The organism is Chryseobacterium sp. KLBC 52, assembly GCF_003347605.1.
Lineage (GTDB): Bacteria > Bacteroidota > Bacteroidia > Flavobacteriales > Weeksellaceae > Chryseobacterium.
The window spans coordinates 213,722-240,237 of the sequence record NZ_QDFZ01000008.1 but is presented as its reverse complement, the minus strand read 5'-3'; the positions used below and the strand labels follow the sequence as shown (position 1 = coordinate 240,237).

At 36.7% G+C, this 26,516-nt stretch carries 20 protein-coding genes; 4 read left to right on the top strand and 16 right to left on the bottom strand.

The genetic code is table 11. From position 1 onward, the window contains the following. Positions 1-326 precede the first annotated feature (326 nt). Positions 327-3,194 carry a M16 family metallopeptidase gene (locus DDF69_RS11100; protein WP_114820837.1) on the top strand — a complete coding sequence of 956 codons (2,868 nt, stop codon included), beginning with the start codon at positions 327-329 and terminating at the stop codon, positions 3,192-3,194. Between the two features lie 153 nt (positions 3,195-3,347). Here DDF69_RS11100 and DDF69_RS11095 read toward each other — a convergent pair whose 3' ends face one another. The 3 genes from DDF69_RS11095 to DDF69_RS11085 all read right to left on the bottom strand — a co-directional run bounded on the left by DDF69_RS11095 (position 3,348) and on the right by DDF69_RS11085 (position 7,629). Next, positions 3,348-4,424 (bottom strand): GNAT family N-acetyltransferase, encoded by a 1,077-nt coding sequence (locus DDF69_RS11095; protein WP_114820836.1) that lies wholly within the window; start codon positions 4,422-4,424, stop codon positions 3,348-3,350. Continuing rightward, positions 4,421-5,419 (bottom strand): polysaccharide deacetylase family protein, encoded by a 999-nt coding sequence (locus tag DDF69_RS11090; protein ID WP_114820835.1) that lies wholly within the window; start codon positions 5,417-5,419, stop codon positions 4,421-4,423. Before DDF69_RS11090 ends, DDF69_RS11095 begins: the two co-directional genes overlap by 4 nt. A gap of 71 nt (positions 5,420-5,490) precedes the next feature. Further along, entirely contained in the window at positions 5,491-7,629 is a 2,139-nt protein-coding gene (locus DDF69_RS11085; RefSeq protein WP_114820834.1) for a S46 family peptidase, read from the bottom strand. Positions 7,630-8,033: 404 nt separating this feature from the next. Between DDF69_RS11085 and DDF69_RS11080 the strand changes: the two genes are divergently transcribed. Then, on the top strand, positions 8,034-8,519 hold the full coding sequence (locus DDF69_RS11080; protein ID WP_228411969.1) for a copper resistance protein NlpE: 486 nt from the start codon (positions 8,034-8,036) through the stop codon (positions 8,517-8,519). A gap of 41 nt (positions 8,520-8,560) precedes the next feature. Here the strand turns inward: DDF69_RS11080 and DDF69_RS11075 are convergent, their stop codons facing one another. Beyond that, positions 8,561-9,208: an MgtC/SapB family protein gene (locus tag DDF69_RS11075; RefSeq protein WP_114820833.1), complete on the bottom strand. Its 648-nt coding sequence runs from the start codon at positions 9,206-9,208 to the stop codon at positions 8,561-8,563. 222 nt (positions 9,209-9,430) lie between these two features. Here DDF69_RS11075 and DDF69_RS11070 point away from each other — a divergent pair, with 222 nt between their 5' ends. Continuing rightward, complete coding sequence (locus tag DDF69_RS11070; protein ID WP_110367896.1) at positions 9,431-9,829, top strand: immunity 22 family protein; 399 nt, start codon at positions 9,431-9,433, stop codon at positions 9,827-9,829. A 7-nt stretch (positions 9,830-9,836) separates the two neighbouring features. Further along, positions 9,837-10,397, top strand: a complete 561-nt coding sequence (locus DDF69_RS11065; RefSeq protein ID WP_114820832.1) for a hypothetical protein — start codon at positions 9,837-9,839, stop codon at positions 10,395-10,397. Between the two features lie 114 nt (positions 10,398-10,511). Here the strand turns inward: DDF69_RS11065 and polA are convergent, their stop codons facing one another. From polA to DDF69_RS11000, 12 genes are all read right to left on the bottom strand, one after another. Further along, complete coding sequence (gene polA / locus DDF69_RS11060; RefSeq protein ID WP_114820831.1) at positions 10,512-13,346, bottom strand: DNA polymerase I; 2,835 nt, start codon at positions 13,344-13,346, stop codon at positions 10,512-10,514. Between the two features lie 248 nt (positions 13,347-13,594). Further along, positions 13,595-14,008 (bottom strand): type VI secretion system tube protein TssD, encoded by a 414-nt coding sequence (gene tssD, locus DDF69_RS11055; protein ID WP_062675327.1) that lies wholly within the window; start codon positions 14,006-14,008, stop codon positions 13,595-13,597. Between the two features lie 364 nt (positions 14,009-14,372). After that, positions 14,373-14,786: a type VI secretion system tube protein TssD gene (gene tssD / locus DDF69_RS11050; protein ID WP_062675331.1), complete on the bottom strand. Its 414-nt coding sequence runs from the start codon at positions 14,784-14,786 to the stop codon at positions 14,373-14,375. A gap of 275 nt (positions 14,787-15,061) precedes the next feature. Continuing rightward, positions 15,062-15,979 (bottom strand): ankyrin repeat domain-containing protein, encoded by a 918-nt coding sequence (locus DDF69_RS11045; RefSeq protein WP_228411968.1) that lies wholly within the window; start codon positions 15,977-15,979, stop codon positions 15,062-15,064. A 1-nt stretch (position 15,980) separates the two neighbouring features. Further along, positions 15,981-17,231 (bottom strand): PAAR-like protein, encoded by a 1,251-nt coding sequence (locus DDF69_RS11040; RefSeq protein WP_114820830.1) that lies wholly within the window; start codon positions 17,229-17,231, stop codon positions 15,981-15,983. A gap of 17 nt (positions 17,232-17,248) precedes the next feature. Beyond that, positions 17,249-18,106 (bottom strand): hypothetical protein, encoded by an 858-nt coding sequence (locus tag DDF69_RS11035; protein ID WP_114820829.1) that lies wholly within the window; start codon positions 18,104-18,106, stop codon positions 17,249-17,251. 32 nt (positions 18,107-18,138) lie between these two features. Then, positions 18,139-20,322: a type VI secretion system Vgr family protein gene (locus DDF69_RS11030; RefSeq protein WP_114820828.1), complete on the bottom strand. Its 2,184-nt coding sequence runs from the start codon at positions 20,320-20,322 to the stop codon at positions 18,139-18,141. 194 nt (positions 20,323-20,516) lie between these two features. Further along, positions 20,517-20,930: a type VI secretion system tube protein TssD gene (gene tssD, locus DDF69_RS11025; RefSeq protein ID WP_062675331.1), complete on the bottom strand. Its 414-nt coding sequence runs from the start codon at positions 20,928-20,930 to the stop codon at positions 20,517-20,519. Positions 20,931-21,276: 346 nt separating this feature from the next. Further along, entirely contained in the window at positions 21,277-22,140 is an 864-nt protein-coding gene (locus DDF69_RS11020; protein WP_062675332.1) for a lytic transglycosylase domain-containing protein, read from the bottom strand. Positions 22,141-22,202: 62 nt separating this feature from the next. After that, positions 22,203-24,701, bottom strand: a complete 2,499-nt coding sequence (locus DDF69_RS11015; protein WP_114820827.1) for an ATP-dependent Clp protease ATP-binding subunit — start codon at positions 24,699-24,701, stop codon at positions 22,203-22,205. 294 nt (positions 24,702-24,995) lie between these two features. After that, positions 24,996-25,583 (bottom strand): hypothetical protein, encoded by a 588-nt coding sequence (locus tag DDF69_RS11010; protein WP_228411967.1) that lies wholly within the window; start codon positions 25,581-25,583, stop codon positions 24,996-24,998. A 318-nt stretch (positions 25,584-25,901) separates the two neighbouring features. Beyond that, positions 25,902-26,516 (bottom strand): hypothetical protein, encoded by a 615-nt coding sequence (locus DDF69_RS11000; protein WP_114820826.1) that lies wholly within the window; start codon positions 26,514-26,516, stop codon positions 25,902-25,904.

The window sequence follows — 26,516 nt, the reverse complement described above, 5'->3', positions numbered from 1 at the left end:
GGTGACAGCGTGGGAGTGCGCGGGCGCGAGGAGTATGAATGGATAGCAGGATAAAGCTCCTGAAAATGTTGGAGAGTGTGAGAGTTGGAGAGTTAGAGAGTATGAGGGCTTGAGAGTTGGATGGATGAAATTGTAGTAATGTCATATATATAAATGTACTATAGATATATGAGTGTATGCAGGATTGGGAAACAGTTTCTGTTAAATGATTCACCTTTTCAAATGTAATAATAGATGTAATAATGATAAAAAGAGGTCTACATTTTTTTTGATTCCTTACATTTGTAGTGCATTCCGGTTTCTAAGGAATGAAATGAGTTTTATATATGACAGACAGAAAATATAAGGAAACGGTACATACAGATAAAAACCAATACAACTATATTACGGTAACCCACGACGAAAATAACGTCAGAATCTATACTTTGAAAAATGGATTAAAGGTTTTTCTTGCCCAGAATTTTGATGCTCCAAGAATACAGACCTTCATTCCCGTAAGAACAGGAAGTAATAATGACCCTTCTGATAATACAGGTTTGGCTCATTATCTTGAACATATGATGTTTAAAGGAACTTCCCACATCGGAACTCAGAACTGGGAAAAGGAAAAAGAGCTTCTTGATCAGATCTCAGCTTTGTATGAAGAACATAAAGCAGAACAGGATCCTGAAAAGAAAAGAGAAATCTATAAAAAGATTGATGAAGTTTCTCAGGAAGCCAGCCAATATGCCATTGCCAATGAGTATGACAAAGCAATATCTTCTCTGGGAGCGAGTGGAACGAATGCCCATACCTGGTTTGATGAAACGGTTTACAAAAATAATATTCCGAATAACGAACTTGAAAAATGGGTGAAAATAGAGAAGGAAAGGTTCTCTGAAATTGTCCTTCGTCTTTTTCATACTGAGCTGGAATCGGTATATGAAGAGTTCAACAGAGCGCAGGACAATGACACAAGACTTGTGAACTACGAACTGATGGATGCTCTTTTCCCGACTCATCCCAACGGGCAGCAAACAACACTTGGAAAACCGGAACACTTGAAGAATCCATCGATGAAGGCTATTCATAAGTATTTTGATGAATATTATGTTCCTAATAATTATGCAATGGTACTGGTTGGGGATTTTGATTTTGAAGAGACCATTCAGTTAATCGATCAATATTTCGGGACTCTACCTTATAAGGAGCTTCCTAAAAAGACACCTGTTATTGAAAAGCCTATCACAGAAATTGTAACAAGAACGGTAAAAAGTCCTACTACCCCACGCGCTCAGCTTGCATGGAGAACAGAGAGCTATGGAACAAGAGAAGCAATGCTGGCTGATGTGATTGCAAATATTCTCAGCAACAGAGGGGAAGCAGGATTACTGGATCTGCATATCAATCAGACTCAGAAAATGCTTTGGGCTCAGGCCTTTTCTGTAGGGCTAAGACAATATGGATATTTTTCTATTGTTGCTGTTCCTAAGGAAACACAAACTCTGGAGGAAGCCAGGAATATGGTACTGGATGAGATTGAGCTGATCAAGAAAGGAGATTTTCCAGACTGGATGCTGCCGGCGATCATCAATGATTTCAAACTTCAGAGAATGAAAGGTCTTGAAACTGCCGAAGGCCTTGCCACCAATCTTTACGATTCTTACATCAAAGGAAGAACCTGGGAGGAGGAACTGAACGAAATGGATGAATACGCTGCTTTCACTAAAGAGGATGTCGTAAATTTTGCCAATGATTTTTTCAAAGAAAATTATGTGGTGGTCAATAAAGAAAAAGGAGTCAATGATAAATTGATCAGGGTTGAAAACCCGGGGATCACTCCTGTTAAGATCAACCGTGATAGTCAGTCTGAATTTTTGAAAGAGATTCTGGCGGATAAAACGGAGGATATTAAACCTGAATTTATCGATTATCAGAAAGAAATTATCACGGATCAGCTTAACGGAAAGAAATTAAGTTTTGTAAAGAATAAATACAACGATATCGCTCAGCTGCATTTTATTTTTCCTTTTGGAAGTGATCATGACAGGGATCTAGGGATTTCAACTCAGCTTCTGCAGTATCTGGGAACTGATACCCTTTCGCCGGAGGATTTAAAAAAGGAATTTTTCAAAATCGGAGTCAGCAATGATTTTAAGACAACAAACAATCAGCTGATCATCTCGCTCAGCGGACTGGAAGAAAATATAGAAAAAGGAATTACCCTTTTACAACATTGGATGCGCGATGTGCTGCCTGATCAGGAAATCTATAATCAGTTTGTCGGAACAGTACTGGAAAACCGCCAGGCCATGAAGAAAGATAAAAACCGAATTATAACGGCACTGAACAATTACACGAAACTGGGCAGTAACTCCCGTTTTACGGATGTTATTTCTAAGGAGGAACTTGAAAACAGCAAACCTGAAGTGTTCACAGACAGGATGAAAGCACTGTTCCAATATCCTTATCAGGTATTTTTCTATGGTAAAAATTTTGAAAACTTTAAAGAATACATCGGTGCGTACATAGAACCTCAAAGCCTTCAGATACCGGAAGCCAAGCAATATCCGGAACCGGCAACAGGAGGAAACGTGTATTTCATCAACTACGATATGGTTCAGATGGAAATGAGCAAGATTGGTAAAGGAAACGAGGTGAACCCGCTTCATTTCGGAAAGATCAATGTGTTCAATGAATATTTCGGAAGAGGATTATCTTCTATTGTTTTCCAGGAGATGCGTGAAAGTAAGAGTCTTGCTTACTCTGCTTATGTTTCTTATGCTGCGAACTCTGAGCTGAACCATCCTGATTATGTAACAACTTATATAGGAACTCAACCTGACAAGCTGATGATCGCTGTAGATACGTTGAATGAACTGATGAACGAACTTCCTGAAGTCCCTATTCAGTTTGAAAACGCCAGAAACGCTGCAATGAAACAGATTGCCTCAACAAGGGTAACCCGAAATAATATATTCTTCAATACTTTAAGATTACAGAAACTGAATATCTATCATGATTTCAGAAAGGATATCTATAAACAGATCCAAAGTCTGAATTTTGAAGATATCAAACATTTTTATCAGACAGAAGTTCAATCAATACATTTTAACACAGCCATTATCGGTAAAAAGGAGAACCTTGATATGGAAGCTGTCAACAAAATGGGAACATTTAAAGAAGTAAGTCTGAAAGATCTATTCGGACATTAAAAAACAAACCGCACGATAATGCTATCGTGCGGTTTGTTTTTTTATCAGTGATCAATGATAATTGATAAGTGATCAATGATAATTGATAATTGATCATTGATCATGTGTAGCTCATCATTCATTATTCATCATTTATCATTTATAATTCCACCATTACGTCATCATACAATCTCCGTCTCCATCCTGATAGTTTGGGTCAAAATGATCGGGAAGTAATTCCAGCAGGTTTTTGTGAAACAGATATTCCCGTTTGAAATCGCGTTCGTAGATAGGGGAAAATACTTTTGACTGTTGAATTTCCCTGTTTAATGCGGTTTGATAAGAAGTAAAACCTTTTACTTTATGGGTCACGATGAAATACTGTAAAAACCGGACAACCTCATCTACATTACTATCTGCAAAAAGGTAAGGGATTTTAAGGTAGCCATCACGAAGCTGCAACAGAAAACAGGATGTAAGCTTGTTATTTTGATCAAAAATTTTGATCCAGAAATATTTAAAACGATCCGCAAAACTTGAGAACAGGTATTTTTCATCTTTATTACCTTCCAAAACCCAGGGATGATTGATAAAAGTATTAATTTCATCTGCAACACGTTTCCCTGAAAATCCATTCATAAAATCAGCACTTTCTTTGTCGATCTGATCAAGAATTTCGTATTTGAAATCCGGTTTTGACACTGTAAGATTCTTTATTGAGATCAATCCATTGGCGGCAGCATCCAGAATTTGAAAAAGAGGTTTCAACGGTTGTGTTCCCGGTTTCTTTTCAGGAATCATTTTGGCGGCATCGGTTCTGAAGTAATAGCGTTTTCCTTCTTTAGGAAAGACATAGTCAAAAACACCCATAATATTGTAGAGTGCTTCTGCTTCTTTGGTAAATTCTGTAATGGCAATTCTACCCTCGTACTCTTCAAAAACTCTTTTCAGTAATGCTTTTGCCGGTCTTTTTTTTCTGTATTCCGGGTTTACATATAAAGTGCTCAGCCATGCGTAACGGATTTCTTTTCCATCAATGTTAAAATTATCCGGAAAACATCCTACATAACCTATCAATTTCTCTTCATAAAAAGCTAGAATAAGAAGTGTATCCTGGTCTGATGCTTTTGGATTTTTAATATGAGACAGCGCGCGGTGTCTGGTAATCGGAAGAAAATCATATTGCTGAAAATCTCCGGAGGATGTAAAATCTTCCAGTTCTTTTCTGTTGAATGTTTTCAGCGTTATCATTCTCTAATAATCGTATTTTTATTGATAACTTTTTTCAGTCTGAAGTACGCTATTTCCTTTTTTAAAGTCTGTACTCCGCTCTCTCCCATTTCCATTGGAATTCTTTGGTAATTTCTCTTTACACTGTCCAGTTTTATACCAGCACAGCCAAAGCTGCAGTAGATTTCCTCATTTTTATAAAGTTCTTCAAAAAAATCCTTCTTTACTTCAAAATCTGTGAATGGAAAGGCAAAACTTTCATAGAGGAAAGCATTTTCTTTTAAATAAGCAAAAGTTTTATCTGTTGTTTCCATCTGCTGTTTCAAAGATAAATCTCCATATTTCGGGTGATCCCAGCTGTGCGAAGAAATTCCGAAACCTTTACGGGTAAGTTCTTTTAATTCTTCTGTTGTTAAATAAGGTTTAAATTCCTTTGAATAAGTCTTAAAATCTATTTCAAGTTTTTCTGCAAGCCTGTCCAGAATATCTTTTTCCTGATAATTTATGGATAAAATTTTCTTTTGTAAAACGCACCGCTCTGTATTTTTCAGCGACAGGATAAAATAAATTTCAGGATCTATGGTTTTCATTTTTTCAACAGCATCGGCAAGCAGACTTGCCTTGCATCTGAACATCATATCTTTATTGTCTATGAAAGCGGGATTGATAAAATTACAGGCATAAATTCCTTTTCGTTCCAGAATGGGAGCCACAACATCATAGAATTCTCTGAAGCCGTCATCAAAAGTAAGTAAAGCAATTTTTTTCTGAGGTTTGAAATTCCCGGACGTATATTCTTTAAACTCCTGCCAATTCACAAACTGAAAATTCCTGGCCATATAATCCAGATCGTCTTCAAACTGTTGAGTGGTCTTATAACGGATCACATGTTTTAAATGAGGAAGTTCTTTATCTGAAACACTGTGATAAAGCGGCAGACAATAGTCCAGCGGAAATGATTTTCCGATATTTCCAGATTCAAAAGCTGCCAAAACATTGATGATCCTTTCTTTCATCCTATTGTAAATAAAAAAGAATCTATTCAAAATTAAATTCAAATAGATTCTTAAAGGTATAACTTTTAAAATTATTTTATGATCTTCATTTCATCAACAATCCACTTTGAATCTGCGAACTTATCAATGATGAAAAGGATATATTTTGTATCTACCATGATGTTTCTGCTGAAACGCGGGTCATAATTGATATCACTCATTGTTCCTTCCCACTGTCTGTCGAAGTTTAGTCCAACAAGGTTTCCGTTGGCATCCAAAGCCGGGCTTCCCGAATTTCCTCCGGTTGTATGGTTGGTTGCAGTGAACCCTACAGGAACATCACCCGTTTTATCTTTATAGATTCCGAAATCTTTTTTGTTGTAAAGATCAATCAGTTTCTTTGGAACATCAAATTCATAATCTCCTGGAACGTACTTTTCCATTACTCCTGCAAGGTGAGTCTGGTATCCGTAAGAAACGGCATCTCTAGGACTGGAACCTTTTACTTTTCCATAGGTTACACGAAGCGTTGAGTTGGCATCCGGGAAGAATTTTCTGTCTTTATCCGTCTGCATCTGCTGCGCCATGAATTTTTTCTGCAAAGCATCAATTTTTGCCTGCATTGAAGTATATTGCGGATCAGCAGTTTTCATATACGTTTCCTTCATGGAGACATACAATTGATAAATAGGATCTTTCTTTAAAGTTCTGATCAGTTTATCCTGGTTAGAAAATGCTTTATCGATATCGGCAGTTAAAGTTCCTCCGTTTACAGCAGTTCTTCCTGTGATAACAGAGTTTTTGGACATATCTTCTACGACAGGAATATTAGCGTTCTCGTCTTTATATTTGTTGAATCCTGCCGGTAAAAACTGTGGTGCAGTTTTATTTACGTATAAAGCCAATAGTTTTGCTGTTACTTTTGCATCAAGCTCAGCACTGTAATCCTTATAGAAAGAAGTTAATTTTGTTTTTAACTTTGAAAGTTCCTTCTCATCCATTCTTCCTGCTTCTACAGAAGCTACAAAGTCATAATAATCACCAGCAAGCTTCAAAGTTTCTGCATTTTTCACTACTTCTGTATAGTAAGCGTTGTTTAATGCATAGGGAGCCTGATCATTGTACAGTTTATTCAACTGATCCAAAGTAGTTTTGATTTCAGGGTTTTTGGCTATCAAAGAACCTTCATACATTACTTTCTTTTCTACAGCATTGGATTTTTTCAGTCCCTCTACCTCGCCGATCCATTTTTTCCAATAGTTGGCTACGGAAGCATATTTTGAAGCATATTTGATACGGGTTTCATTATCAACACGCATTTTTTCGTCCAAAGTTTTTAAAGCTACATCACGTACCGCAATTCTTGCAGGATCAATATCTTTCATGATCTTCTCTACAGCGATTGCAGGAAGGTATTCTGTAGTTCTTCCCGGGAATCCGAAAACAAAAGTAAAATCGTTCTCGTTTTTATCTTTGATAGAAACCGGTAAATAGTGTTTAGGAACGTAAGGTACATTGTCTTTAGAATATTCTGCAGGCTTGTTGTTCTTGTCTGCATAAATTCTGAACATAGAGAAATCTCCGGTATGTCTAGGCCAAACCCAGTTGTCCGTATCGCTTCCGAATTTCCCGATGCTTTGAGGCGGAGCCCCTACAAGACGGATATCTTTATACGTTTCGATGGTATAAGCGTAGTATTTGTTTCCATAATACATTGGTTTTACCATAATCGACTGGTAAGATTCAATTTTCTGAGAGTTTTTATACACCTCAATATTGTTGTTGATCTTTTTAGTAAGCTCAGGTTCTGTAAGGTTGTCTGTACCTTCTAATATCGGATCAGTAACTTCTTTTATATCGACAATAAAATCTACTTTTACTCCCGGATTAGGAAGTTCACCATCTGTATTTTTTGCCCAGAATCCGTTTGAAAGAAGATCATTCTGAACGGTAGAGTGTGCCTGAATCTGCCCAAAACCACAGTGATGGTTCGTTAAAAGCAGTCCTTTAGGCGAAATAATTTCTGCAGTACATCCGCCATTAAACTGTACTACTGCATCTTTAATGCTTGGTTTCTGAGGATTGAAAATATCTTTTGCAGAAATCTTCATTCCTAAATCCTTCATTTCCTTTTCATTCAGCTCTGTAGGAATCCACATTCCTCCATATTGTTGTGCAAATGCCATTGCAGCTGGCAAAAGAAATACAGATAAAAGTATCTTTTTTGTCATAATCAAAATTTTGCCCCAATTTACAAAGAAAAATAGGAACAGGCTTTATAAAATACGTAGAAAAGTTGTTTAAACTTTAAAAACCACAAAAGTCACAAAAGTTTTCATTTTGAAGCACTTTAGTCCACTTAAGTAATTTTAGAATAATTCTGGAGAAAAGTTCATATAAGATGAACAATTCGACTTCGCTCAATAGGCAAAGATTTATTTTCACAAAACTTAGGGGTACTTATTACGCATAAAGCTTACCTCTAAAAATTTAATTGTTTAAACTTTTGTGCCTTTTAGGGTTAAAAATAAAATATACCAACCACAACTTGAAACCTTCAACCCGTTTCCCTATGGCTCAGTTTTTGTTCACCAGAAGTAACTTTATTATTAAAAACATCCTTAAATTAATTATTATGATGAAAAGCAAAATGCTTGTGTTCGGAATGGCGTCTGTTTTATTCCTTGCGTCATGTTCTAAAAAAGAAACCACTGAAACAACAGCAACTACAGATTCTGCAACGGCTGTACAACCTGCTGCTACAGACAGCATTACTAAAGCAACTCCTACAGCTGCTGGTGATACTTCTGAAAATGCTCTGGACTGGGCAGGTACTTATGAAACAACGGTTCCTTGTGCAGACTGCCCGGGAATAAAGACTTCTTTGACATTGAATGATGATAAAACATTCAGCATTAGTGAAGAATATCTTGACAGAAATTCAAAGAACCAGGATAAAGGATCTTTTACCTGGGATGCTACAGGAAGCATAATTACTTTAAAAGGGAAATCTGCCAACTACAAATATAAAGTAGGTGAGAATATGCTGATCCAGCTTGATATGGAAGGAAAAGAGATCGATGGTCCGAATAAGGATCTGTATGTCTTCAAGAAAAAATAAAAATAAAGGCTCCGGCCTTTATTTTTTTGCTTTTATATTGTCTAAAACTGATAAGCTGTAATCTTAGGGTCATTTATCAATCGACTGATAATTTCTTCATGATGGTTGTTTTTACCTGTCAGCCTCCAGATAACCGTTAAGCTTTCCGGTGAATATTGCTGTTTGAGCATCTGATACTTTAAATGATGTTCTTTGAAAAGAATCTCACAATATTTTATATCTGCTGCACCAGTCAAAGCAATTTTATATTCCCTTACTTTATTATAATTATCAATAAAATTCTGGAGATAGGTTAAAGCACTCAAAACAATCAAAACCAACGCTGTTCCCAGAAGAGCAATATAAACATAGCCGGAACCAACTGCCATTCCTATGGAAGCTGTGGCCCAGATAGTGGTGGCTGTGGTAATTCCTTCAATTTTATTATCTCCCTTAAAAATCACTCCTGCTCCCAGAAATCCGATTCCCGTAATGATGTTGGCGGCAAGACGATCCGGATTGGCAACGCCTATTTTTATGGAAAGTATGGTAAACAGACAGGCTCCAAAACACACCAGGATAAATGTTCTGAGACCAGCCGACTTATTACGGTATTCTCTTTCAGCACCAATGAACAATCCCAGAATAACAGAAATAAGGATGAGCAGCAATTCATTTTTAACAATATAGTGGTCCTGAAGAAAATCCATAGTTTTAAATTTAAACCAGGAATAAATTTACAATAAAATACAATTAAAGAAGTACTTTTGCCCCCCGGATTTTGTTCTGTGCATTAAAAAAATTATTTCACAAAAAACTTTTGTAATATTACATTTTAATTGCAGGAATTTCTTGTACAAAAGGGATATTTATCGACGAGGAAAAATGTCACTTATTAAAAAAATCAAAAAGTAAAATACTTATATACAATTATGGATAAAGAAATTTCACACTTCTGGTTAGGATACTTCAAGAATGAAGAAGACTTTTATAGCTTCGTAGAAGAGGATGAAAACTACTATATAGAGGAAGAAACTGATGATCAGTATGTTTCCAAGTTTGCAGAATCACAGAACATCAAGTGGTTTGATGATGATTTTATAGAATATGGTTTTGAGGATGAAAGCCTTAGTCTTTATGACAAGTTTGCTGAATATTCTTATGCAGACCAATGGATTCCAATCTTAGAGAAAAAATTGAATGAACTCAGTCTGGATACGCCTGTAAATGCTATCATTTTTGCAACAAGATTTGTTATTCCTAATCCTGTTTCTGTAGAAAATGATGATTTTTCACTGCATTATGTGGGAGAAATAGAGTACGATATTTAGCCGTCAAATGAAAAGAGCTTCAATAAAGGATTACAGGAATCTGCTGAGGGTTTTTGTAATCCTTTTAGATTATGGTGTGATCAGAAAAGAGAAGGTCATTAGCTGGGCTGATTCCATATTGGCATCTGAGAATGAATCTGAATATGCATTCATTGAGCTTTCCACTAGTGCAAATACACAAGATATCATACAGGTCTTAAACAAAAATACTCTTGATTCAGATTCGGAAATCACATCCAGAGCTGTATTGGGAATTTTATATCATCTGCTAGATGAGAATAAAGTAGTTTTAAAAAATATGTTTCAAACCGCCACTCATATTTCTTACGAAGAACAGCTTACCGATGAAGAGCAATTTCTTCTTTACCGTTTTGATGAATATACTGACCTTTTTGAAAACGGAGTCTTTGAGAAATTAAATCTTTTTAAAACTAATTTTGAAGAATTACTAGGTATATACAAAGATTTCAAACTTGATAATCCTCATCAATGGATAACGATTAATGAGAAGATAAAACAGGATATGCAAATAAAACTTGAAGCTTTCAAAAGTGGTTATCATTACTAAAAAACAGCTTATTGAAATCAAGGGTATATATAAAACAATAACCTAATTCTAATAAAAATAAAACTTCCGCCCAAAGACGGAAGTTTTTTTATCGTTAAGGATAAATCGTATTTATTAATGGGCTTCTAACCAGTTATCTCCTACTCCAATTTCTACCAATAGCGGAACCTGTGTTTTTAAGGCACTTTCCATTTCCGTTTTGATCAGTTTTGAAGCGGCATCAATCTCGTCTATCGGAGACTCGAACACCAATTCGTCATGTACCTGAAGCAGCATTTTTGTTTTAAGCTGCTGTTCTTCAAGTTCTCTGTCTATTTTAATCATGGCAAGCTTTACAACATCTGCCGCACTTCCCTGAACAGGGGCATTCACGGCATTTCTTTCCGCATGACCTCTTACCACGAAATTATTGGAATTGATATCTTTCAGATGACGTTTTCTTCCTAAAATAGTTTCAACATATCCCACCTGGCGTGCTTTACTCACCTGCTCTGCCATGTATTCCTTCAATTTCGGATAGGTTTCGAAGTAAGCTTCAATCATTTGTTTAGCTTCTGTACGGGATAATCCGGTTTGTTCTGCCAACGCAAAAGCTCCTTGTCCATAGATAATTCCAAAGTTTACGGTTTTAGCCTGACTTCTCTGAGTTTTTGAAACCTCAGTCAAAGGAATTTTAAAGAGTTTGGCCGCGGTAGAAGCGTGGATATCTTCTCCATCCTGGAAAGCTTTGATCATATTATCCTCTCCTGAAATTTCTGCAATCAAACGAAGTTCAATCTGTGAATAATCGGCAGAAATAATCTTCTTGCCTTCTCCGGAAACAAATGCTCCACGGATCTGTTGTCCTCTTACCGTTCGGATCGGAATATTCTGCAGGTTTGGGTTTACACTCGCCAAACGGCCTGTAGCAGCTGTAGTCTGTGAAAAGTTGGTATGTACTCTGTTATCTTTTTTCTCAATCTGTGAAGGTAAAGCGTCTACATAGGTTGATTTTAATTTCTGATAGGTTCTGTATTCCAGGATATGCTTGATGATCTCATGTTTTGAACTCAATTTTTGAAGAACATCTTCTGAGGTTGCATATTGTCCTGTCTTTGTTTTTTTGGCTTTGGGATCCAGCTGTAATTTTTCAAAAAGAATTTCTCCCAACTGTTTAGGGGAATTCATATTGAATTCTTCTTCTGAAAGTTCAAAAATCTTTGTTTCCAGCTGTTTCAGATCATTTTCAAGATCAATACTTTCCTGCGCCAGCCATTTTTCATCCAGAGAAATCCCCGAAAGTTCCATTTTTGCCAGTACTTCCATCAGAGGCATTTCAATAGTAAAGAAAAGCTCCTCCAGGTTTTCTTTTTTCAGCTGTGGTGCGAAAAGTTCATACAATTGGAAAGTGATGTCTGCATCTTCCGCCGCGTAGTCTGTCTGTGTTCTCAGATCTGCATCTCTGAAATTTCCTTGTTTTTTTCCTTTTTTTCCGATGATGGTTTCAATGGATACCGGTTTATAGTTCAGATATACTTCTGAAAGGTAATCCATCCCGTGTCTACCATCCGGATTCAGGAGATAGTGGGCGATCATAGTATCAAACATGGCGCCTTTCACAGTGATGTCGTATTGTTTTAAAACTTTGTAATCAAATTTAAGGTTGTGCGCTACTTTCAGCAGGTCTTCTTTTTCGAAAAACGGTCTGAAAATCTCCAGGGTCTGCAACACTTCTTCTCTGTTTTCAGAAAGTGGAATATAGTAGGCCAGTCCTTTTTTATAAGAGAAGCTCATTCCTACCAGTTCTGCTTCCAGTTCGTTTAATGAAGTAGTTTCCGTATCAAAACAAACTACTTTCTGCTGCAGAAGGTTGTCGACCAGCTTTTTCTGTGCTTTCGGATTATTGATAAACTGATAAAGGTGATCATTATTCTCAATCGTAGACTTTGTAGAAGTTGCCTGGTCCAGTTCTTCAAAGTTGGCAAAAAGGTCGAGCTGCATCACCTGCCCTTTTACTTCTGTTCCGGCCGGAGTCTGCTTTACTTCTACTTCGCTTACAACCACTGTTTCTACAGCCGCAGGAGCAAAAGCCCTGTAAAGGTTTTCGTATAACCTTCTGAATTCTATTTCATCAAAAACCTCTTTTACTTTCTCAAAATCCGGAGTTTCCAGGTCATATTGTTTCTGATGGAATTCTACAGGAGCATCACAGATGATAGTCGCTAATTTTTTAGACATGATACCACGTTCTGCGGAAGCTTCTACTTTTTCTTTCAGTTTTCCTTTCAGTTTATCCGTATTGGCTAACAAATTTTCGATGCTTCCGAATTCTTTCAGAAATTTCATAGCAGTTTTCTCTCCTACTCCTTCAAGCCCAGGAATATTATCTACGGCATCTCCCATCATAGCAAGGAAATCAATCACCTGCTTAGGATCTTCAATCTCGTATTTTGCCTTTACTTCTTCTACGCCGAGAATTTCGATATCGCCCCCTTTTAGACCTGGCTTATAAATTTTAATTTTATCGGTAACCAGCTGTGCAAAATCTTTATCCGGTGTCACCATGAAGGTGGTGTATCCTTCTTTTTCTGCTTTGCACGCAATAGTTCCAATAACATCATCGGCTTCATATCCTTCTACTCCAAGAATCGGGATATGCATTGCCTCCAGAATTTTGTGAATGTATGGAACCGCAATTTTGATGGCTTCAGGAGTTTCGCTTCTGTTGGCTTTATAATCCGAATAGTCATCAGTTCTTACACTGGCCTGTCCTACATCAAAAACAACTGCCAGGTGGGTAGGTTTTTCTCTTCTGATCAATTCAATCAAAGAATTGGTAAAACCAAAGATGGCGGAAGTGTCCAGCCCTTTGCTGGTGAGTCTCGGATTCCTGATTAATGCGTAATATCCTCTGAAAATCATCGCATAAGCATCGATGAGAAACAGCCTTTTATCTTGTGTTGCGTCCATATTTTGAATAATGAACAAATATAAGAAAATAGGAGTAAAAGTTGATAGTTTGGGGAAGGGTTTCGGGATGCGAGGTTCGGGGTTGCGGGATAGGGAGAATGCTTATTAGCAATAAGGGTTGGAGAAATTGTTTTATTTCATCTTATTTTTATGTTCTCCTTATTTGTTGCTTTTGGTTATCTTTATACAAAACAAAACAGTACACCAAAAAAGGCATACTGTTTCTTTTTTTATTTAAGTTTATGGGATTATTTACCTGAAGAAGGCCATAGTCCTGCGTACTGAGAAGTACCGTAGTCAATAGTTTCAGCACTTACTACGAAGCTGATCAGCATACTGTTGCTGTCTACTGCGTCGAAATCTACTTCGTGCTGGATTACGTATCCGTTCTCCCATTTCAAAGTGATTAATGTTCCTTCTTCGTGAGATTTGTTGAAAGTAATTTCTCCTACAGTCGGTTTGTATTTACCGTTTAGTAAGCTTTCAAGGATGTCTGACTTTTCAGTAGCTTCTACTGTAACCTTGATTAATGCATTGGAAGGATCTGATGCTACACGTCCTGAAACGTCTGTAGATCTTGATACGCTGTAGTTCATTTTTAACAGCTTTTGTCCTTCTCCGTTGTTGAATTTTAAGATTCCTCTTGAGTTTCTTTCTGCCATGATTGTAAATTTTAATCGTTAGTAATAAATTGTAATTCAATAATTATATAACAAAGATAAAACCCCTGGTTTTGAAAAAAAAGCAATTGAAAGGAAATCTGAAAAAGTGTCGTAATTGTACGATTTGATGTCGTAGTTCTACGATTTATTGTCGTAATTCTACGACAACAGATTTAAAAATTACATATAAATACCTTATAACAAATAAATTACAAATAGAAACAGAGCGCATGTTATTACACTAAAAAGAGATATATTGTATTTAATATTAGCATAAAAATCTAGTTCTTTTAAAATAAAAAAACAGAACAGCGTTCCTTGCACGCTGTTCTGTTTTTTATTTTTACTAAGATGATGAATAGGCTTATTTGCCGGCTGAAGGCCATAGTCCTGCGTACTGAGAAGTACCGTAGTCGATGGTTTCAGCGCTAATTACGAAGCTGATCAGCATACTGTTGCTGTCGATGGCGTCGAAGTCTACTTCGTGCTGGATTACGTATCCGTTTTCCCATTTCAAAGTGATTAATGTTCCTTCTTCGTGAGATTTGTTGAAAGTAATCTCTCCTACTGTCGGCTTGTATTTACCGTTTAGTAAACTTTCAAGGATGTCTGATTTTTCAGTAGCTTCTACTGTAACCTTGATTAATGCGTTGGAAGGATCTGATGCTACACGTCCTGAAACGTCAGTAGATCTTGATACGCTGTAGTTCATTTTTAACAGCTTCTGTCCTTCTCCGTTGTTGAATTTTAAGATTCCTCTTGAATTTCTTTCGGCCATGATTGTAAATTTTAATCGTTAATATTTTTGTTATTCAGTGATTGTGTTAGCAAATATAGAAGCTCTTTACCGCTAAAAAAAAATTTTGACTACAAATATGAAAAAGTGTAGTAATTCTACGATTTCTTGTCGTAATTCTACTATAATGGATTTAAATATTAAATTAATACACTAGTTATAAATACGTTACGTAAAAAACAGAAAAACTTTAAGATTAAAATATCTCACACGTTAAAGACAAAAAACCGTCCGGAATAATCATATGATACACACTGTCATTTTCCTTTAACTCTGTTTAAATCTTCCTGATAAAGATTTTCTCCGTAATTTTTTTTGAAATTCACGGATAGTTTATCTTTGGAGCTTAATGATTCATACTGTTTTATTCTAAGTTTAGCTTCTTCTACGGTGTCTTTCTTATACGGAAACGCTACATTATATTGATCAACCAGCTGTTTTTTAATTCCGAATAACTTTTGATAGTAAGGAGAGTCTGGCAGATTACGGTCACTTTTCTGCTTTTCTTTATACTGAATATAATCTGCCATTGGGCAAAGATCTGTTCCTTTTATTTTAGGTAATCCTCCTTTGGACAGAAAGTATTCAGCCATATCCAGATCATCCCTGGCAGCACTTTCCATAATATTGCTTCCGTTATAAGAAACATTATTGATGTCAGCTCCATTCTGAAGTAAGTAATCAATCATTTTATTTTCGGTGCTTTCATCACCCCCCAGGGTCATTGCATCAGATAACGGGGAATTCCCTAAAGCCGGGTTAGGACTGGCTTTATATTTGAAAAGCAATTGCAGCATTTCGTAATTATTAAGAGCTACGGCATGATTCAAGGGAGACTCAAAACCTTCATGAGGAACGATAATATTAGGATCAGCTCCCAGTTCTAAAAGCTTTTCCATGGCTTTCAAATCTTCAATAATAGAAGCATACATCAATAAGGTATAACCGGTATTTTCCTGTAATTTATTGATATCAATATTTTTTTCCTTAATAAGTTCTTCCATGCCTTTAAGATCTCCATCAAACATTTTTTGGGCAGCTGATAAACCGTCTCCTGTAAACATTCTTGAAGGAGGATATTGATTTCTATTTTCGTTTTTACGCGATCTAAGGTTAAAATCTGAACAGGAAAAAAGTGTCATGATAGAGAATATTATTAAAATAATTGGTTTCATATTATATATTATTAGCTACAACATCAGTATTTATAGTGGCCAGCATCGCCTGAAACGCATCATTATATGCGCTATGTCCGCTTCCAATGGTTTTTATGCCAAGCCCTTCATTATCCTCAATGTACCCGAAGATTTCATTCTGTTCTCCCAGCGCTCTCGGAACTCCTCCTGTAAGGCCGCCAAAAATTGCAATTTTATTAAGCCCCGGAATTCTGGAAAAAGCCAATGTAGAGAGCAGACCTTCCCTGTTATTCTGCAGCCCGTTAAGAATATCATTACTTGTACTGTAATTGATAATTCCGGAAGTTGATTTTACGGCTCCTTTTTTATCGAGATAATCGAGTGTATTTCCATGTACTCCTCTTGCATTGAAGGTATATCCGGGAAGCCCTGTGTAATAGGAAGCCATGGCACTGTTTCCTCCTCCTAATGAATGTCCTGTAAATTTCACTTTTCCTCCGGTCGCATTATCCATTTTTTCAGCAAGCATTCTCGTTTTCTCTATCTGAGGAGTTGCAAAACCAAGAGCCTGTCCTCCATCTTCAATGAACCAGTCATGATAAAACTGCATTCCTTTAGGTTCAGAACCTCTGAATGCTACAAAATAATCTCCTGTTTCTTTATTATAATATAAAGAGGAAAAGAAACCGTTATCTTTGTTGGTATTGAAATCTTTGCTGGTTAATACTCCCGGACCGAACAGCTTGTCCAGCTCAGCCTGATCATCTGTATTGATTCGCGTATACCCGTCGATACTGGTATTTTCACCATTATTATCCTCGTAAGAATCCTGGGCCATTCTACTGGCAATAGAGGCTTCCTGCAGCTGGGCTACAGGTAAATGAAAGGTAATTTTACCCCCTATAAAACAGTGTAAACTGGAATTTTGCAACAAAGGTTTTTTATTTTCAATTTTTACTTTAGGATGGGTATTTTGCCAGTCGCTTCCCTTGCATAAAAATGAACAGATATTGAGGCAGTCATCTATGAGGGCACTTCCCGCCCAGGCTGCCGCTGCTAAAACAAAAAGCCCACCGGAGAAAGCTGCCGCTACTGCTACACCTGCTAAAGCTCCTGCCATCATCATTTCAGGACAGATAAAATTGTCTTTAAAACGGTCCTTTTCCGTAGCCATCAGCTTAGCTCCTTTTTTTAACTTTACGGAAGACTGGGAACTTACTCCAATTCCTATAAGTCTTCTGCCTTTACTACAAGTAAGCGGAGTATCCTGTGCGATATATAATTGACTCATAGTGATCGTATTAATTGTTATTTTTTATTTAACCTTATATGGTATCTGCAAACATAGATCATCTTTTCATTCAGTTCTTCTTTCACATGGAATATGACCTCTGATAGTACAGAATCTTCGTTATAAATATACTCTCCTTCAATGGCATATTTATATTCCAGAGCATTTCCGAGCGTTCTCTGATATTTATCTTTATAAATACCTTCAAAGCGAGACTGATTTCCTTTGCTTTTTCCATCCAGTTTCACAATGAAGCCTCCTTCTTTATTTTTTAAAATTTTATACGAGGAACTATATTCAAGCTCTTCTCCCGGGAAAAGCGTTGACAATGCCGTTCTTACAGGAATTTCATCTGTAAAACTTCCCCCGCTGAATGCTGGTAAAGGATAAAACATGATCTGGTACAAAAAGTTTTGTCTGATATTACGATCTATATTGTTAAACTCTTTATCATAGATCTGAATAAATGCCTTATAACTTTCTTTTACCAGCTCAAAAAAATGCAGATCCTTTTTTATCTCTTCCCACCTGCTTACAATTTCACTTTTATTGGTTACTTCATGAATACTTTTATCGGTATTTAAAGATAATTCAACTACCTCCGTCGCTTTATTAATTTTTTCAAGAATTTCATAAAATGGCTGCATCTGTCCGTCTGCCTTAATATACCGCTGGGTAGAAGAATGTATAGTAATATGATTATATTCTCCAGGCATTACAACCCAGTCTTCTTCTATTTCAGTCTCGTTGGCTTTCCCTGTTCCTAATGTAAGATAGGATTTGATATTGATATGATATTCTTCTTTTTTATACCAGGCATATTTAAATCCTGACAGTTGGTCATTTTTTTCAACTTTATTTGGTTCCAAAGCCATGTTTTAATACGTTTTAGAATACATTTACGACATCAGTTAATATCAACATTACTTCCGGTAATAAATATATCTCCTGTAGCATTCATTGAAGTTACTGCTTTACTGTGAATACTCAGGTTATCCTGTGTTACCAATAATGCATTTTTTAATGAATTCAAATCCAGCATTCCTTCTTTTGCAGATATAGTTATCCCTTCTTTGGTAATTGTAATACTGTTGTCACCAACTCTTAATTCAATTTTTGTTTTTCCTTCCAGAGCAATATTTCCGGATGCATCCATTGTCAGCACTGAATTGGCTGCCTCACCTTCTTTTCCTCCAACATTAATGGAATTTGTACTGCCGGCATTTATGGTATTATTATTTCCTACGTTTACCGTTTTATTGTTATTGGCGTTAGTCTGGGCATTTCCTGCTCCGTCAAACTTCATATTAGCTCCCCCTTGATCCGTCAGAAATACAGAGCCTTCACCATCATTTAATTCTAATTTATTTCCACTTCTGCTGCTCAGGCTTTTTATATTGTTACCAGCTCCGCCGCCGCCACCGATTCCACCATGGAACATGCCTCCCATTACAAACGGACGATCCGGATGCTGATGTACAAAATTGACAATAACCTGGTCTCCTACTTCCGGAACAGCCATAAATCCTCTGTTCTTATTTACTTTATCGCTACTTCCTGCATCCGGGGTCATTACGCGGACAAATTCAGTAGTATCAGGTCCGCTTTGCCAATCGAACTGCACCCGTACTCTTCCCTGATTCAAGGGATCTGTATTTGAAATTACTTTTCCAAACTGGGCTTCTGCTTTTGGCATATGAAATTCGGGACGTGGAATAAATCCTGTATCTGCTGCAATCGCTTCAAATTGGCCATCATAATAACCTCTGGCATCTACTTCGTGAGTCACTTCAGTAATCATCAGTTTTGTAAAATAAGCGGTTTCATTACTCTCAGATTTACGCATTTCGATATCCGCGGTACATCCCGGGTATAAGAAAGGAACTGTTGTAGTTCCTGAGGTAACGAAAACTTCTGAAGCTTTGCTTCCTGCGGTTCCTTTCTGGGAAGCATTAATATCCATAAAGGAAGAAGCTTTAATAGGCGCAACTCTTAAAGAAGGGGTGGTAAAAGTTTTTTCTGATATTTCATAAGCACGTCTTGCAATATCTGAAGTATGGTTAATTTTCGAACTGCCTGCTGTAAGCTTCTCATTTTTACTGCTGTTGTAGCCATAAAAAGTAGGACTTACATGCTGGGTCTTCATTTTGATGGCAATATCACTTACACTGCTTCCATAGGTAAGCCTCACGGGTTTCTCCTGAGGGGGCAGTTTTCCAAAGTGCAGAACCTCTCCATCATAATAAAACTGCTCTCCATAAGCTTCTGCCATTCTGGCGAGATAATTATAATGGGTTTCTTCATATTGTGAGCTGTACGATATATTTCCATGCCGGGCATCTACTCTGAAATCAAATTTATGCTGTCCAAGCCCTTCTTTAATTACCTGATCAGCAATACTGTTCAGACTTACAGGCTGGTTCCCTCCAAAGCTCTGAATATGAGGTGCAGCATCCAGAAGTACAGTTGGGCTGTAGCCTTTGATCATAATATTTCCAAGGCTTCCTTTTTCCTGGCTGAATCCCACTTCTGTAACAACTCCTACAAAATTACGTTCGGCTCCTTTCTCAATATCTTTATATTTGAAAACAACTGTGATTCTTTTTCCTAAAAATTTCTGAGCTTCTTCCAGATTATGGTTTTCGGGTTTACCCAAAGTATCATGTGCCAGCATCAGACTGAACTCATGGTGTCTGGTAGCACTCTGCACAAGCTTAAAATGCTTGAAATGATTAATAATCTCTCCTTCTATGATTACATCAAGCTTGATAACACGGTTTATTCCCGCTATATAACTCTGAGAGATCGCTTCTGCATTATGTATTTTTGAAGTAGGCTGCTTGGCCCACACTTTTGTTTCAACAACAGAAGGATCATTGGAAACCAGTGTTTGATTCAGAAACTTGCCTGTTTCCTGTGCCGAGTTCAAATGCTGTGCGGTTTCTGCTGTTTTTTTTATTGTATCCCCTGCTTTGTTTACCTTTTCCTCCGTATTCGTAACTGCATTTTCCTGTGCAATTTTTTTGATCTCGGCATCCTGGCTGACAGAATGCTGAGAATTCTTCACTCTAATTTTATCATCTTGAAACATAGTGTTGCGTGTTTTTAAGTTAATAAATGTTGAACTGACCCTGTAGTTATCATTACAGGTTTTGTAAATTCCAGATAGTGGTTTCTATAAGTGATTATTTATCTGAAACTTATTGTAAAGCACAAAACAGAACAGCAAACTTTTACAAGGGCTGTTCTGTACCAATTTTATTTTTACTAAGATGATGAATAGGCTTATTTGCCTGCTGAAGGCCATAGTCCTGCGTACTGAGAAGTACCGTAGTCGATGGTTTCAGCGCTGATTACGAAGCTGATCAGCATACTGTTGCTGTCGATGGCATCGAAGTCTACTTCGTGCTGGATTACGTATCCGTTTTCCCATTTTAAAGTAATCAGAGTTCCTTCCTCGTGAGATTTGTTGAAAGTAATCTCTCCTACTGTCGGCTTGTATTTACCGTTTAGTAAGCTTTCAAGGATGTCTGATTTTTCAGTAGCTTCTACTGTAACCTTGATCAATGCATTAGAAGGATCTGATGCTACACGTCCTGAAACGTCTGTAGATCTTGATACGCTGTAGTTCATTTTTAACAGCTTCTGTCCTTCTCCGTTGTTGAATTTTAAGATTCCTCTTGAATTTCTTTCGGCCATGATTGTAAATTTTGATCGTTAATATTTTGTGATTCGGTGATTGTGTTAGCAAATATAGAAGCTCTTTTCCGCTAAAAAAAGCTTTTGAATGGAAATCTGAAAATTTGTAGTAATTCTACGATTTCTTGTAGTAATTCTACGACAATGGATTTAAGAATAGAACCTCAAAGCCCATCAATAGAGGATTTTAATTGATAAAAAAATAGTCACAAAAACAATAATTTTCCACATCAGTGAGAAATATTAAGATTTTATTAATAAAAAATTGGCATATCTTTAACAGGTGATTCAATAAAAAAGCAACCGGTTTTATGGGTTGCTTTTTTGTTATTTATTGGATATTATTTTACTGTTGGGTTTTTCCTCCTTCTTTTATGGAACGAACCAATATTTTGTTTTTTCTCAGGAGAAAATCGGGCATCAGATCCACAGGAAGGTAAAATGGGCTCTCCCCTTTTTTCTGAAGTTCTTCCACAATTCCGGGATTCCAGGCAAGTATTTTGTCTACTTCTACGTTCAATTCAGCAGCAACTACGTTCAGATTGAATCCGGCATTGATCTCTGTTTCTGAAAGCGCTGCAGCAGTTTCTTTACGGTCTCCCTCAAAGAAAATCTTGTTGAGTCTTGCAGAATTATAGTTATTCAATACACTCTGAAGTTCTCCAGTTGCATAGCATGCATTAAGATATTTCTTCACGTGATTAATAGTTTCTCCCGGAAGGTATTTATAAAACACATGGTATTGGGTAGAACCAGCAGCTTCCATTGCTTTGGCAATATTTCCTTCACCACAGTTATAGGCTGCAACCACGGTCACCCAATTATTGTACTTTTTATAAAGATTGCTTAAGGAAATGGTAGCGGTTTTGGTACTTTTATAAATATCTGTACGTCCCTGTTCTGTAAGTCCATACTGGTTGGCATGTGCAGTCATAAACTGCCAGATTCCCACTGCTCCGGCTCCAGAAGTAATATTTCTGTCAAAATGGGATTCAATCAGGGCAAGGTTTCTCAAATGTTTTGGAAGACCTTTCTGAAGGAGTAATTGTTCAATAAATTCTACAAGATCTTTATTGGCATTAATGATACCTTTATACTTTTTCACACTGCTTTCCGAGGTATCGGAAGCAGCAAGAAACTGTCCGTTGATCATGATAACGGATCCTAATAATAGAAAACCTGTAAAGATATTTCTGACAATTGTTTTCATTTTAATTTTATTTATAAGCTAAAAGGCAAAAGTGCCAGCAAATTTGCCTTTTTACTTTATATTTAATCTACTTTCCAGCTTAGTTTTTCTTCGTCTTTATTCCAATCTACATGAATCGTCTGGCCGGATTTCACTTCTTCTCTCACAATCATTTTAGAGATCGGTCTGGCAAGCTGAGCACGGATTACTCCGGAGATCTGTCTTGCTCCGTACTTGCTGCTGAACCCTCCCAATGCAAGGTTTTTCACAGCTTCATCGGTAATTTTTAAAGCGATTCCCAATCTTGTTAATGACGTATGAAGTGATTTCAGCTGAATGTTAAAGATTCTTTCTGCAATGGATTCAGTGATTGGTGCAAAAGGAATGATCTCTGTAATTCTTGCCAGGAACTCAGGTCTGAATCGTCCGGAGTTTGACATGATCTGCATGAGTGAAGATGATTCCGGAATTTTTCCTTCTTCAAACTGTTTTACAATTTCTTCACTTCCGATATTGGAGGTAAACAGGATGAGTGCATTGCTGAAATCTCCTTCTTTACCTAATTTATCATGAACTTTCCCTTCATCCATAATCTGAAGGAATACGTCAAAAACTGAATGATGGGCCTTTTCAATCTCGTCAAATAACACAACGGTATAAGGCTGTTGTCTGATTTTATTTACCAGCATTCCTCCTTCTTCATATCCTACGTATCCCGGAGGCGCTCCGTATAGCAAAGCTGCGGAATGTTCTTCTTTAAATTCTGACATATCAAAGCGTACCATTGCTTTTTCATCATTGAAAAGTAGTTCTGCCATTGATTTTGCCAGCTCTGTTTTACCGGTTCCTGTAGGTCCCAGAAGGAAGAAAGATCCGATGGGTTGCCCGGGTTTATTTAATCCGCTTCGGTTTTCCACAATAGCATCGGAAAGGATTTTTAATGCATGGTCCTGTCCTACGACTCTGTTCAATAGAAGAGATTCCATATTCAGTAGTTTTTCTTTTTCCTGAGCCTGGATTTTCCCGATGGGAATATTGGTTTTGGCGGCCATTACGGCTGCCAGTTCCAGTCGGTCTACTTTTTCTCTTTTCTTCGCGGCATGTTGTAAAAGCTCAGCATAACTATCTTCAATGATTTTCTGAATCTGATCTACCGGCATAGAGTTGTCGATGGACGGCTGCTCGCTGAGTGATCCCCACAAAATCGGGCTTATTTTATCTCTCAACAGGTTGTAAGTCCAGATCAGTTCATCCGCTTTATCTTTGCTGTCTGCATATTCTTCCGTTAAAATAGCATCGTAGCTTTCTTTCCAGCTATCCAGTTCTTTTTCTGATAATTCATCCAGCATTTTGATAGCAGCCATTGTTCTGTCTAATAAATCAATAGCGGCATCCGGTAATTTTTTACCTTTTGCATATCGTTTTGCCAGACGTACACATTCCGGAAGGGCTGTTTTTTCTACTTCAATACCGTGGTGTTTTTTGTATCCTTCAAGGAGTACATCTATCATTTTGACGCAGGTTTTCTCATCCGGTTCAAGAACGGTTAACACTTCAAAACGACGGTTGAAAGCCTGTTCAGGTTCTATAATTTTTCTATATTCTTCCTGAGTGGTAGCTCCGATTACAGTAATTTCGCCTCTGGCAAGCTCAGGTTTCAGGAGGTTGGCAACGTTTCCGATGCTTCCTTTAGGATCTAAAAGGGTATGAATTTCATCAATGAAAAGAATGGCTTTTTCAATTTTCTTACATTCATTGATTACTTTTTTCAGACGGTCTTCAATTTCCCCTTTATAAGAAGTTCCGGCTAATAATGCTCCGGTGTCCAGTTCTAAAAGGGTACCGTTTTTAAGCATTTCAGGAACATTTCCTTTAATAATTTCTGTAGCAAAGCCTTCTACCAAAGCTGTTTTTCCTACTCCCGGCTCTCCGATGATGATCACATTCGGTTTGCTTCTTCGGCAAAGGATTTCCACCAGCATTCTCAGTTCTTTGTCCCTGCCGATAATATTTTCGATTTCTCCTTTTCTCGCCTGCGCTGTTCTGTCTACGCAATAGCTTTTAATGGAAGGAAAGGAAGAGTCTGAATAATCTGCTGCACCATTTGAAAATAATGATGAGAAATTTCCGTCTTCTGCAACGGTAAACGGAGTATCTTTTCTATACAGGTTAAAGATCTCATGTTCTCTCAACGGAAGTGATTTTAACTGCTGCAATGAGAATACCACCTGTGGTTTTACAATTGCGGTAAGAATACAGATGGGAGTAATCTCATCCAATCCTAATTTTAAACGGATATCATCAGCTTCTTCAATAAGGGTATCAATGGCGTCATCCTGCCCTACCTCATCGGGAAGGTGATTGGTTTTTGGATATTCTTCAATACGGACATCTGCCCATTCGTAGAAATAGCCCGGATCTTTATCTATACTTTTCAGGAATTCATTAAGCCCGATATCTTTATGCATTAAAGCCTGCAGAATGTGCGGGCCACCATAAGTTCCATTATAATTTTCCTTCGCTATCGACTGAGCAATGTGAAATAGTTGCTTTACTGTTTCGTTGGTTACTAGTACTCCCATTTATAATTTTCTTATATTAATATATTTGCGTTCTGTTTATTGTGTAGATTTGATGGTTTTAATCTATAATTTTCACCCCTATTGCCAAGACATAAAAATTTGTTCTTTTTGTGAAGCTAAAATTAATTAATTTATTCTAAACGATATAAAGATAGTTAATTCTTCAATTAGAGAAGTAACAACGGTGTTTTTTGTTTTTAATCGTAGTTCTGATGGTGACATATTGTAGTAAATTACTTTTCTGGATCTCTTTCCGTCCAAAATAGAAAAAAGATTAACCTTTTCAGAGATTTATTAACTGCTTACAAACGGAACCACTTTTTTCTCCAGTTCTGTACCTGATTGACCATCTAAAACAACTTTTTGAATATCTCCATCCTGGATAAGGTATTCTATTACCCAAACTTTTTTACCATTGAGAACATCTTTTCTAACCCGTGTATAAAACCCGGAATCATGATACCCTTTCGGAAGCTCAATTTTATTCTTTTCGCAATAAATTATTACCTTTTCAGGAGTAAAACTATATCCTTCATCTGTATTTTCTTCCTTAGTAAGTTTGCCTGATTCATCAAAATAATACCAGATACCAATTGGAGAACCTTCATTGAAAGCTATTCCTTTATTTTTAATATTTCTGGAAGGATAGTAATTTTTAATTATCATAAAATAGCTATTCTTGTGATATTCCGTATAACTAGAACCGATTTTAGCAGAAACAAATGTTGTCGTTTTGTTATCATTAATAATAATACGTTTTGCCTCTTCGGTATTGATTATTTCAAATTTATTATCTACTGTTGGTACGATGCTTTTGTTTATTTTTTGAGGTTGACATTGTATAAATACAGTGATCAGCATCATTAGAATTATTTTTTTCATATCTATTTGATTGAATTGTTAGCCTGTTTCCATTGCCAATAAAACAATGAACACCTGTTACTATTGTTACCCGACCCTAAACGGTGAGAATAATCTAACAGGTTATCTGTCTTTTTAAATTCATACGTAAACAATGCATCAGAAGTTGTTTCTTTATTGGTAAAAGTATGAGGTAAATTCATAGCATGCAGCCCCGCCTGCATTATAATCTTCCTCTGCAAAATAGAAAGCTTCAAATGCTTAGTGTATTTATTTGATTTATCTTCTCATAATTAATGATTTCTGATAAACCTATAAATATCCAGACTATAACATTAACTAACTACTTATGAACGGAACCACTTTTTTCTCCAGTTCTGCACCAGATTGACCATCTAAAATAACTTTTTGAATATCTCCATCCTGGATAAGGTATTCTATTACCCAGACTTTTTTACCATTGAGAAAATCTTTTCTAACCCGGGTATAAAACCCGGATTCATGATACCCTTTCGGAAGCTTAATTTTATTCTTTTCACAATACTTCACTATCTTTTCAGGAGTAAAGCTATACCCTTCATCTGTGTTTTCCTCTTTAATAAGCCTGCCTGATTCATCAAAATAATACCAGATGCCAATTGGAGAACCTTCATTGAAGAGTAACCCTTTTTCTTTTAAATTATAATTCTTATAAAATTTTTTTATAAGAACAAATTGATTTTCCTGATAAAATAGTCTATCAATAAAACCATAACTTTGTTCCTGTAATTGCTGAATACCGTCAGCACTTTTTAATAAAATAAATGATTCATCAGGATTTATATTCTCATTGAAAGTTTTAATATCAAATTTCTCAAACTTATTATTTATTTGGGGCATCATTTTTTTTTGTTTTATTTGGGTTTGACATGTTGCAAAAACACTAAATGAGATTATTACTAATAATTTTTTCAT